We start from the raw sequence: 11,075 nt of genomic DNA, 5'->3' as shown, positions 1-11,075 counted from the left end.
TTGGATGGGTTGAAAAATGAAAAAGATGTTGCTATCTTAATGTCGACTTTTAATGGCGCGGCCTATATTAGCCAGCAAATTGCCTCGATTCGCGCCCAGAGTTATGGGGACTGGACCCTGTATATCCGCGATGACGGGTCGACCGATGCCACGGTCAGCATCATTCAAAAACTCATGGCGGTCGACCGGCGGCTAGTGCTGTGTGCGGAACCGAATCCGGTCAACCTGGGGCCAGCACGGTCGTTTATGAGCCTGCTGGCGAAAGTTGAGGCGGATTATTATTTATTTGCGGATCAGGACGACTTTTGGTTGCCAGATAAGATTGAAAAGACGCTATCAGTGATGCAGCGACTGAACCAACACGACCCGAATTTAGTGCATACCAATTTAGCTTTAACGGACCAGGACCTGAACGTGCTGGTCCCAAGCTTCAACGAGGTGGCCTATGACGACGTGCAGTCGCTCCTACTGGCGAATGACGTTACCGGGTGTACCGTTATGATCAATCGTCAGTTGCGAGACCTAGTGAGGCAGCAAGCAGCTATTCCCTGCATGCATGACATGTGGTTGGGGTTAGTCGCTGCCAAATTTGGCAATGTCGCCTACATCAAGGAACCGACGATTTGGTACCGGCAGCATGGCGGCAACGTCGTGGGGTCGACCACCAGCAAAGTGGCTAAGGTCAAGGCCTTCAATTCCGCGGCAGAAAAGGAGCGTTTGGTCACGACGGTTTTGACCGCCAGAGGACTTTTGAAGGTCTATGGCAATCACTTTAGTTCAGCCGAGAGACAGACCGTGACGACCTTGGCACAGTTGGGGAAGGTGTCACTGCTAAAAGCGTTATGGCGGCTTCACCGGCAGCACATTCATAAGCAGTCGTTCTTGACCACGGCGTCCTTCTTCTTAAAGCTGACGCTGAACTATTCAAGTTTGAAACGAATCGTCTAGGGGGAGAAATATCATGAAGGGAATTATCTTAGCGGGGGGCTCCGGCACGCGGCTGTATCCGGTCACGTTGGGGGTGTCTAAGCAGTTGGTGCCAGTATATGATAAGCCGATGATCTATTATCCGCTGTCGGTACTGATGTTGGCGGGAATTCGTGACATCTTGATCATCACGAAGCCTCAGGATCAGGTTCAGTTTCAAAATTTATTGGGGGATGGCAGCCAGCTCGGTATTCACTTGACGTATGCTACTCAGGAGAAACCCAACGGCTTGGCCGAGGCCTTTATCATTGGGAAGGACTTTATCGGTCACGACTCGGTCTGTCTGGTGCTGGGTGACAACATCTTCTATGGCAGTGGCCTCAGCACGCTCCTGCAGCAGTCGGCCAAATTGACCCACGGTGCTTCCGTCTTGGGCTATCAGGTCACTGACCCCGAGCGGTTTGGCGTCGTGAGCTTCAATGACCAGCACGAGGTGGTTTCAATCGAAGAAAAACCCAAGCACCCCAAAAGTAATTACGCCATCACCGGACTGTACTTCTATGACCACAACGTCGTCGACATTGCGGCGAACATGCAGCCCTCGAGTCGGGGTGAACTTGAAATTACTGACGTGAACAAGTGGTACCTGGACCACCATGAATTGGACGTTACCCTGCTCGGTCGGGGCTACGCGTGGTTGGACACCGGGACGCACGATTCCCTGTTGGCCGCGGCCAGCTTTATTTCGACGATTCAGTGCCGCCAGAATCTGCGCATTGCCGCAATCGAAGAGGTGGCTTACCGGATGCATTATATCGATGCCCAACAATTAGCCGCTTTAGCTCATCGCTTTGAGAAGAACGACTACGGGCAGTATTTGCTGAGAATTCTAAAAGAGGATGGGGGCTAACATCATGGAAGGTTCAGTCTGTGCCGTGGTCGTGACCTACAACCGCGTGGCTTTGCTCCAAAAATGTTTGCACGCCATCCTCACGCAGTCGGTCGCGGTGGCCCACGTCCTCGTCGTCGATAATCACAGCACGGACGAGACGCCCCGGGTTATTAGCGAGATGACGGATAAGCGCGTTATCTATCGCCGGCTGGACGCCAATTATGGTGGCGCCGGTGGGTTCAAACGAGGAATTGCGGCGGCCATCAGCGATACGCCGGATCATTTTTTCTGGATAATGGATGATGACACGGTGCCCACGCAGACGGCCCTGGCAGCGTTACTGAAGGCTCGGGAACAGGTCCCTAACTTTGGCTTTCTCACCGCCAACGTGCGCTGGAAGGACGATTCGCCGATGAACGTGCCGCCGATCGCCGGTGACTGGGCAGAGGCAACGCGCAAGGACGTCATCAAGGTCCATGAGGCGAGCTTCGTGTCGCTATTTGTCAGCCGGTCGCGAGTGAATGAGGTGGGCCTGCCGTTTGCGGACTTTTACATCTGGCACGACGACACGGAGTTTACGTTGCGCTTGGCCGAGGCGGGCAACGGGTATTACGTGCCCCAGGCCATCGTGATCCATGAGTCGCGGAGTAACCAGGCGCCCTTGATCTACCGCGATGCGGCGGACCGCATCCCGCGTTATTACTACCTGTACCGCAACGAAATGTACATTTGCCGCAAACACAAGGGTCGGTTGACGCTGGTGCGGACGTTCGTGCGGGATCTCTATGTGAGCTTGAAGGTCCTGCTGGTCGCCCCAGACCACCGTTTGCAGCGGAGCGTCACGGTCTTGCGGGGCACGTTTAGCGGTTTGCGTTTCTTACCAAAAGGGTAGGTGAAGGACGACTTGAAATTTCGGCGGAAAATGATGCTGGTGGTGGGCGTGCTCATCCTGATGGGGGCGGGCACTTGGCTACTGTGGCCGCAATCGACCATTAGCCTAACACAGGTGGATCAGTTGGGTACCCAGATTCAGCCGGTCAAGACGGTCGAGGGGCGAGTTGGGAGTCGGCTAGAGCGGCAACAGCTTACCGAAGCCGGGTATCAGCTCACTGCGGCGCCAAATCTCAAGTTCAGGACCGCACCGCAAGCCATCGTGGTCCGCTACCGGCCAACCTTAACCAGTCAACAATTACAGCACAAACTAAAGAACTATCGCTACATTGGCGCGTCGTTTCAGGTGTTGAATACGGGCTTGGGTCGTCATGAGCAGAACTATAACCGGCTGGCAAATGAGATGGACCGCATGCGCCTGTTGCTGTCCAACGATGGTATCCACTGGGATCGGTTGGCGGTCAACTATCCGAATATTGCGGTCCGTGACCCCAACATCATCAAGATTGGTGACCGCTGGTGGATCATTTACACGGCCGGCCTCATGTGGACCACGGACTTTCAAAAGTGGCATCAGGTCATCAACGCGGGGCTCAATCCCAATGGTCAGTTCCAGAAGGTCTGGGCACCGGAAATCTATCGCGCGGCGGATGGGACTTACCACGTCGTCAGCGCTAATTCAACGGACGGCATGACCTTTCAGCTGTACAGCTACGGGTTTAGTCCGCAGACCGGGGTGATAACCGATCCGCAGCCGGTCAACGTGGCTGGTGACTTTCCCAATCTGATTGACCCGCACATTGTTTATCGCCAGGGAATCTATGAGCTGTGGGCCAAGGATGAGCAGCGCCATCAACTGGTGCGCGCGGTGTCGGCCGATGGCATGACCTTTACGGGGACCCAACCGGTGGCTTTGCCCATTCGGTCGGGGGAGGTGCCAGAGGGGCCGACCGAATTGGACCATGGCAAGCAGCACCTATTGTATTTTGATCTGTACGACCAACACGAGACGTTTTATGGCGTTCAAGCCGTTGTCCTCAAGGATGATCAGGCTAGTTCTAAGCGGGTCTCACTGCAGGCCGACTTCCTAGTGCGGCACTTTAGCGTGTTTGCCATGCGGTAGGCCCGGATACGAGGAGGGAAGATAGTGAAGAAAAGAATAGTGTGGATCGATATTGCGCGGGCGATTGCGATGCTGTGTGTCATTATCGGCCACTCCTTATATCAATATACGGATTCAACCTTTGGCCATCTGATTTATAATTTCCACATGCCGCTCTTCTTCATCTTTAGTGGGTATCTCTATCACGCGACGTTTACGACCAATGACTATTTGAAGATTACGCTGGTCGTGCTGTACAGAATGATCATTCCACTGACGGCGGCGATGCTGATTCCGCACATTCCGGGTCTGCGCTCGCTGTTTCTCAATAGAAGCTATCCTTTCAAAAAGAGGAGTGTGAAGAACCATGCGAAAGCGTAGAAACAGTCTCGTGTCGCTGTTACTGGCCGTTGTTGTTTTGATATCCGTAACGGGATGTACCCGCAAGCAACCGGTCTCGCAGTCGGTCGCAACGCCACCGGGACAGATCGTGTTCTTGGGGGATTCAATCACGGCGGGGCTCTTGCAGGGCGGCCAGCACGCCAAGAAGAGCTATCCGTGGTGGGTCGGCAAGAGCTTAGACGTCAAGGTCAGCAACTATGGCCGGGACGGCGGTAAGATTACCGGCGATTCGGACAGGGACTTATTGCCAGTGCTGAAAAGTCACAGCTTAAAGGGCGCCCGGACGGTGGTCATCGCCTATGGCATTAATGACTACCTCGGTAACGTGGGGTTAAATGACGTGACGGCCAGACTGTCGGCCGCTGTGCAATACATTCAAAAGCGCTATCCCAAGATAAAGATCGTGGGGATGCTGCCACAGAGTGCCTTCGTCGTGCCGGTGCCCGCGGCAAATACGTCCGGGGTTGCCATGCAGACCAGAAACAAGGCCAATTATACGGAAAGCGAGTTGTGCGATAATCTCAACACCGTCTATCAGAAAGCAAACGTGCCGGTCCTGGATTGGCGAACGGATTCGGTCATCAATTCGGGTAACGTTGACCAGTTGACCTGGGATGGCGGCCTGCACCCGAATGTTGAGGGGTATCAGATTATTGGCTTGCGGGTGGCCGCGTTTATTCTACAGAATGGCGGGGCGTAATTGCGTGGGACTGCTGAATTGGCCGCACTCCGGCTGCCAGGGATTCCGCCTGCTGTGGGGACGCTCCGGACTGAGAAGCGGTCCTCCGACTCGATTTGAAGCCTCGAAGAACACGAGTCTCCAAAGTCGCCCATCCTGTTAGCTAGCCAGCGGCCAGCTAACAGGATTACCACGGCTGGCTGCATCCCTGGCCTCCTCCGGCTCTGATTGTGTTCTGCCATGACGGTCGTTGAAGCCCTGCCGTACCATGCCATTTGCGGTCCAACTGGCAACAGGTTTTACAGTCATCTTCCTAGCTGGCAGAGAAATTCAGGTCAACTGAGAGGTCGTCAGATAATATTTGGACAGTTTCATCCGAAGTATTAAGCTACTTTGAAGGACGTGTCAGATTCAGTTAGAGTTGAAACTCAAGTCATATTCGCACGCGCTAACCTACTATATGGGGGGATTCCTATGGGAAAACTAAAAGTAACCACGACCAAGCTACAGGACGTGAAAATCATCGAGCCAGCCGTGTTCGGTGATCACCGCGGCTTCTTTACCGAGACGTATTCGGACCGTGACTTCAAGGCGGCTGGCATCGACATTGACTTCATTCAGGATAACCAATCACTGTCGGCCGAGGCGGGGGTCTTGCGGGGCCTGCACTTCCAGCGGGGGAAGGCGGCGCAGACTAAGCTGATTCGCGTTGTTTCCGGGGCGGTGTTAGATTTAATCGTCGATGTCCGCGCGGGGTCACCAACCTATAAGCAGTGGGAAGGCTACATTATTTCTGCCAGCAATCATCGTCAGCTGTTGGTGCCAAAAGGGTTTGCCCACGGCTTTGTGACGTTAACGCCGAATGTCAATTTTCTCTACAAGTGCGATAATTATTACGATGCGGCGGCCGATGGTGGGTTTTCCTTCAAGACACCCGAGCTGGGGCTGCAGTGGCCGATCGATTTTGACCAGGCCATCACGTCGGTCAAGGACGCCAATCAACCGTCGTTTACGGAATTTGAAAAAACTAATCCATTTGTCTATGGTGAAATCTAAGGGAGAATACTCATGAAAAATCTAATTGTGACGGGCGGGGCCGGCTTCATCGGGTCCAACTTCGTTCATTACGTGGTCGCCAATCATCCGGAGGTCCACGTTACGGTGCTGGACAAATTGACCTATGCCGGGAACCGCGCCAATCTGGCCGACCTGCCAACGGACCGCGTGGAGCTAGTCGTCGGCGACATTTGTGATGCCCCGCTAGTAGAAAAGCTAGTTCAGCAGGCCGATGCCGTTGTCCACTACGCAGCCGAGAGCCATAACGACAACTCGCTGCTTGACCCGGCGCCGTTTATCCAAACGAATATCGTCGGGACGTACACGCTGATTCAGGCCTGCCGCAAGTACGCCGTGCGCTTCCATCACGTGTCGACCGATGAGGTGTATGGCGACCTGCCGCTGCGCGCGGATTTGCCGGGGCATGGTGAGGGCGTTGGCGAGAAATTCACGCCGGACAGTCCGTATCGCCCCAGCAGTCCGTACTCGTCATCCAAGGCGAGCTCGGACTTGCTGGTCAGGGCGTGGGTGCGTTCCTTTGGCCTGCAGGCGACGATTTCCAATTGTTCCAATAACTATGGGCCGTACCAGCACATTGAGAAATTCATTCCGCGACAGATCACCAATATCTTGAGTGGCATTCGGCCCAAGCTGTACGGCACGGGAAAGAATGTCCGGGATTGGATTCACACCAGCGACCATTCGCGGGCGGTCTGGACGATCCTAACGCAGGGGAAGATTGGCGAAACCTATTTGATTGGCGCCAATGGCGAACGGGACAATCAAACGGTCTTGGAGGCCATTCTGCGGCTGATGGGGCAACCCGCGGACGCCTATGACCGGGTGAAGGATCGCCCGGGACACGACTTGCGCTATGCCATCGACGCCACGAAGCTCCGCACGGAACTGGGCTGGCAACCCGAAGTGACCGACTTTGAAATAGGCTTGCAGCAGACCATCGACTGGTATCGTGACCACGAGGACTGGTGGCGCGATGAGAAGGCCGCCGTTGAGGCGAAATACGCCAAGAATGGTCAGTAAACTTTTGAATGAGAATTGCGCGTCGAATCGTGCCCTGGTGCGAGAGACGTGCTAAGGTATGGGGGAATTAAATGAAAATATTAGTAACGGGAGCCCATGGTCAGTTGGGGACAGAACTCTGCCGGTTATTGGATGAAAAGAAAATCACCTATACGGCGACTGGCAGCGCTCAACTGGATATCACCGATAGCAAGCAGATCGATAGCTTCTTCGCCCGCGAACAACCGGAAGTCGTGTACGATTGCGCGGCCTTCACGGTGGTCGACGCCGCGGAGGAAGAACCGGGGCGGACCATCAATCAGGCGGTCAACGTGCAAGGGACGCAAAATCTAGCGATTGCGGCCGAGAAGATTGGCGCCACACTGGTCTATGTCAGCACGGATTATGTCTTCGATGGCACCAATCAGGCGGACTACCTAGAAGGCGATACGCCCAATCCGAGAAACGAGTACGGTCGGGCCAAACTAGCGGGTGAACGCGCGGTCCAGTCGACGATGACTAAGGCTTATATCGTCAGAACGTCCTGGGTGTTTGGTGAGTACGGCAAGAACTTTGTCTACACGATGCAGAATTTGGCGAAGACCCACCGCGAGCTGAACGTGGTGAATGATCAGGTGGGGCGGCCGACTTGGACCCGCACCCTGGCAGAATTTATGCTGTACTGCGTGAATGAGAAGGTGGCTTATGGCTTGTATCAGCTATCTAATGAAGGAAGCTGTTCCTGGTACGAGTTTGCGTGTGAGATTCTGAGGGACCAGAACGTTAAAATTAAGGCGGTCGAGTCGACCCAGTTTCCACAAAAAGCGTACCGGCCGCGGCATTCCGTCATGAGTCTGGACAAGGCTGAGGCGACTGGATTCCAACTCATGTCGTGGCAGGATGCGCTGCATGAGTTTCAAGAACAGATCAAATAGGATCAAATAGAGAAGCCCATACTGTGGGGAGTATGAAAGGTGGAGCGGGAATATGCAACATGGAAAAAAGACGCAGCATAAGGTGCGAAACACCATTCTAATCGTGATTCTATTATTGTTGGTGGGCACGGGGGCCTTCGGGATGGTCCGGTATCAGAGCATTAAGAGCTCGGTAGCCAAGACCTTTAAGTCGGCCGGCATTACGAAGGAACGTGACGTGAACGGCCAATTAAACGGCAAAAAGCCCATCTCCATCCTGTTACTGGGGACGGACACGGGTGAGTTCGGCCGGAGCTATAAGGGCCGGACGGACAGTATGATGATCATTACCGTTAACCCAAGCACGAATAAGACGACGATGACCAGTATTCCGCGGGACACGGCCGTCAGCATTCCGGGCTTCACGGACGTGGCGCCATCGAAAATCAATGCGGCTTATGATTGGGGCCAGGCCGCGACGACGATTACGACCGTGCAGAATATGTTAAATGTGCCGATTGATTTCTATGCGCTGATCAACATGGGCGGCATGGAAAAGGTCATCAATAAGATTGGCGGTGTTAACGTGACACCAACGCTGAGCTTCACGTATGAGGGCTACACGTTCAAGAAGGGCGTTAAGCTGCATATGAACGGCAGTAGAGCCTTGGCCTACTCCAGGATGCGGTATCAGGACCCACTGGGTGACTATGGCCGGCAAACGCGGCAACGGGAGGTCTTGATGGCGTTGGTCAAGCAGAGCGGGTCGATTTCGACCTTGCTGAATCAAAGCTTCATTAGTTCGCTGTCGAGTCAGGTACAGACCGACTTGACCTTTAGCGATTTGACCTCGTTAGTGAAGAATTACCGTAAGGCTACGGGCGCCATCCAGCAAACCCACTTGCAGGGGACGGGGAAGATGATTGGTGGTCAGAGCATGGAGGTCATGAATAAGACTGAATTGCAGCGGGTCACTGATTTTGTGCGGGATGGATTGGCGTTGCCACATAAGGAGACGGGGAAGATTGCGTTGCCGTCAGCGTTTGGTGAGGATTAGTGGTACGTTTTTGACTCAACATGATGCATAAATGAATTCAGAACCCGAACTACGAGGTTACGAGCTACGACTGAAACGAGTCAAATTATGTTTGAAGAAACTTTCTGAAGAGCAATAAATGCATCAAGCGACAAACACCGTTAATAGTGGTAGCGGTACCAATAATGATTTATGCGGTGGTTGTTAAAAGAAGAATACAATGGGGTCTGCCAGACACACGAATAGTGTAGGGCAGACTTTTTTATATGCGAAAAAATCCGAACGCAAGAGTAGTTAAAAGCTTAAATCTATCATAAAAACCGTAACGAGATTGTCTTAATCAAAGGGCCCAAGCTATAGTATAATGGTGAAGGGAAGTTTAAGAAGTCGTAGGAAGCCTAAAGAAGATTAAAGTTAATGTAAAATCTGTTCTTGCGGTTAACTACCATTGGTGCTATCATTTTGTATGTTTACGGCGTATTTAGCGCCGTTTTTACGTGGCACTGTAGTTAGTATTTGGGGTTAGAATAGCTAATTAGACAGGTTGGTAAATTTTTTTACCTTACACCGCATTGGAGGAAAGTATGGATTCAGAACAGACAATTAGCGTAATGCAGATTTTTGGTATTTTACGCAAACATATAAAAGCAATTTGGATTACGACGTTGGTAGTATTTCTGGCGTCAGTTTTTGTGACTTTCTTTGTGATGACGCCGAAGTATCAGGCAACTACAGAGATTTTGGTTAACCGAAAATTGTCAGCTGAAATGCAAGGGGCTCAGTATCAACAAGTTCAAGCAGATGTTCAAATGATTAGTACATATAAGGATGTAATTACTAGTCCAACGGTGCTGAAGGATGTAAATAAAGTAGTCCGAGATTACCCAGGGTACCCTGGTTCAATGGACTCTTTAAAGAAGTCAATTTCAATCAGTAATCAACAGAATTCTCAGGTCTTCTCTGTTTCAGTTAAAGCTGCGGATGCAAAAACTGCTGCAGTTATAGCCAATAAAACTGCTGAAGTATTTAAGAAAAAAGTTGTGAAAATGATGAGTGTTAATAATGTTTCAATAGTTTCTAAAGCCACTCCGGACTATTCAGCGGTAAGTCCGCGAAAAAAACTCAATCTATTAGTTGGACTAATTGCCGGAATTATCCTCGGAGTTGGGATAGCACTAATACGTGAAATAACAGATCGTACAGTTACAAATGAGTCATTTTTGACCGATGATTTAGAATTAACAAGTTTGGGAATTGTATCAGAAATTGATGATAAAGAAGTAAAAAAGAGAATTAGTCGTCATCAAAAACGTGATGTATTAGTGACGGATGATGCCGGTGATGTAGAACCACGTCGTAGAAAGAGAGTGTAGGTGAGTGGTAATGTCGTTATTTAATCGCAAGAAGAAATTAGAGGATACAAGTTTAAAATATGGTGTTGGACTTGTTACTTACACAGATCCTTCAGGTATGATTGCGGAACAGTTCAAGACGATTCGAACTAATATTCAATTCTCATCAGTTGATAGTGATTTGAAATCGATTCTTTTTACGTCATCAGAGCCATCTGAAGGGAAATCAACTGTTAGTAACAATATGGCGGTAACTTGGGCTGATCAGGGGAATCGCGTAATTTTGGTAGATTCGGATTTACGCCGTCCAACTATTCACAGAACGTTTGACGTTAGTAACCGTAAGGGCCTCACAAATTATTTGTCTGGTAATGCATCTCTGGATGAGATTATTCAACCAACTATGGTGCAAAATTTATATGTGATTACGAGTGGTCCAGTTCCTCCAAATCCAGCTGAATTATTGGGAAGTAGTCGTATTAACACATTAATTAAGGAACTTACCGATAAATATGATTTATTAATTCTGGATGCTCCTCCGGTAAATACGGTTACAGACTCACAGCTTTTAGCAGCGAGAGTTGATGGAACAATTTTAGTAGTTCCTCAAGGTATTGCAGATAAAAATGGGGTTCGTCGCGCAAAAAAAATGCTTGAAACGGTACATGCTAATATTCTGGGCGCTGTTATGAATCGAGTTACTGCACAGAAGTCAGAAGGTTATTATGGTGGCAGTTACTACGGTGGCGGCTATTATGGAGCTGAAAAGACTAGTAAAGACTAGTGGCAAGTGCGAGGTAGGTG

General features: G+C 51.1%; 12 protein-coding genes. All 12 read left to right on the top strand.

The window, feature by feature from the left end:
* The first annotated feature begins 9 nt into the window (after positions 1–9).
* Positions 10–948, top strand: coding sequence for a glycosyltransferase family 2 protein (locus tag FC99_RS11210; RefSeq protein ID WP_048735602.1), 939 nt, complete (start codon positions 10–12; stop codon positions 946–948).
* Positions 949–961: 13 nt separating this feature from the next.
* The gene (gene rfbA / locus FC99_RS11205) at positions 962–1,837 is read left to right on the top strand and encodes a glucose-1-phosphate thymidylyltransferase RfbA (protein WP_048735605.1); all 876 of its coding nucleotides are present in this window, start codon (positions 962–964) and stop codon (positions 1,835–1,837) included.
* 4 nt (positions 1,838–1,841) lie between these two features.
* A complete protein-coding gene (locus tag FC99_RS11200) occupies positions 1,842–2,711 on the top strand; it encodes a glycosyltransferase family 2 protein (RefSeq protein WP_162258587.1) in 870 nt (289 codons plus the stop codon).
* 12 nt (positions 2,712–2,723) lie between these two features.
* Positions 2,724–3,833, top strand: coding sequence for a glycoside hydrolase family protein (locus tag FC99_RS11195; protein WP_156166940.1), 1,110 nt, complete (start codon positions 2,724–2,726; stop codon positions 3,831–3,833).
* Between the two features lie 24 nt (positions 3,834–3,857).
* Entirely contained in the window at positions 3,858–4,193 is a 336-nt protein-coding gene (locus FC99_RS11190) for an acyltransferase family protein (RefSeq protein ID WP_048735610.1), read from the top strand.
* Positions 4,180–4,914, top strand: coding sequence for an SGNH/GDSL hydrolase family protein (locus FC99_RS11185; RefSeq protein ID WP_048735612.1), 735 nt, complete (start codon positions 4,180–4,182; stop codon positions 4,912–4,914). The genes FC99_RS11190 and FC99_RS11185 overlap by 14 nt, the downstream gene beginning before the upstream one ends.
* A 453-nt stretch (positions 4,915–5,367) precedes the next feature.
* Positions 5,368–5,949 carry a dTDP-4-dehydrorhamnose 3,5-epimerase gene (gene rfbC / locus FC99_RS11180; protein WP_048735615.1) on the top strand — a complete coding sequence of 194 codons (582 nt, stop codon included), beginning with the start codon at positions 5,368–5,370 and terminating at the stop codon, positions 5,947–5,949.
* A gap of 12 nt (positions 5,950–5,961) precedes the next feature.
* Positions 5,962–6,990 carry a dTDP-glucose 4,6-dehydratase gene (gene rfbB, locus FC99_RS11175; RefSeq protein WP_048735618.1) on the top strand — a complete coding sequence of 343 codons (1,029 nt, stop codon included), beginning with the start codon at positions 5,962–5,964 and terminating at the stop codon, positions 6,988–6,990.
* Between the two features lie 71 nt (positions 6,991–7,061).
* The gene (gene rfbD, locus FC99_RS11170; protein WP_048735620.1) at positions 7,062–7,904 is read left to right on the top strand and encodes a dTDP-4-dehydrorhamnose reductase; all 843 of its coding nucleotides are present in this window, start codon (positions 7,062–7,064) and stop codon (positions 7,902–7,904) included.
* A 52-nt stretch (positions 7,905–7,956) separates the two neighbouring features.
* Positions 7,957–8,940: an LCP family protein gene (locus FC99_RS11165; protein ID WP_048735623.1), complete on the top strand. Its 984-nt coding sequence runs from the start codon at positions 7,957–7,959 to the stop codon at positions 8,938–8,940.
* Positions 8,941–9,503: 563 nt separating this feature from the next.
* A complete protein-coding gene (locus FC99_RS11160; RefSeq protein ID WP_048735625.1) occupies positions 9,504–10,292 on the top strand; it encodes a YveK family protein in 789 nt (262 codons plus the stop codon).
* A gap of 10 nt (positions 10,293–10,302) precedes the next feature.
* A complete protein-coding gene (locus FC99_RS11155; protein WP_048735628.1) occupies positions 10,303–11,055 on the top strand; it encodes a CpsD/CapB family tyrosine-protein kinase in 753 nt (250 codons plus the stop codon).
* The last annotated feature ends 20 nt before the right edge of the window (positions 11,056–11,075 follow it).

The organism is Levilactobacillus koreensis JCM 16448 (genome assembly GCF_001435525.1).
Taxonomy (GTDB): Bacteria; Bacillota; Bacilli; order Lactobacillales; family Lactobacillaceae; genus Levilactobacillus; species Levilactobacillus koreensis.
The sequence above is the reverse complement of the archived record's forward strand: the minus strand, read 5'-3'. Positions and strand labels throughout refer to the sequence as shown.

Bases quoted from the DNA above. Each gene is read 5' to 3' on its own strand.
- FC99_RS11165 (WP_048735623.1), top strand. From the start codon at position 7,957: ATGCAACATGGAAAAAAGACGCAGCATAAGGTGCGAAACACCATTCTA.
- rfbD (WP_048735620.1), top strand. From the start codon at position 7,062: ATGAAAATATTAGTAACGGGAGCCCATGGTCAGTTGGGGACAGAACTC.
- FC99_RS11160 (WP_048735625.1), top strand. From the start codon at position 9,504: ATGGATTCAGAACAGACAATTAGCGTAATGCAGATTTTTGGTATTTTA.
- rfbB (WP_048735618.1), top strand. From the start codon at position 5,962: ATGAAAAATCTAATTGTGACGGGCGGGGCCGGCTTCATCGGGTCCAAC.
- FC99_RS11185 (WP_048735612.1), top strand. From the start codon at position 4,180: ATGCGAAAGCGTAGAAACAGTCTCGTGTCGCTGTTACTGGCCGTTGTT.
- rfbC (WP_048735615.1), top strand. From the start codon at position 5,368: ATGGGAAAACTAAAAGTAACCACGACCAAGCTACAGGACGTGAAAATC.
- rfbA (WP_048735605.1), top strand. From the start codon at position 962: ATGAAGGGAATTATCTTAGCGGGGGGCTCCGGCACGCGGCTGTATCCG.
- FC99_RS11200 (WP_162258587.1), top strand. From the start codon at position 1,842: ATGGAAGGTTCAGTCTGTGCCGTGGTCGTGACCTACAACCGCGTGGCT.
- FC99_RS11155 (WP_048735628.1), top strand. From the start codon at position 10,303: ATGTCGTTATTTAATCGCAAGAAGAAATTAGAGGATACAAGTTTAAAA.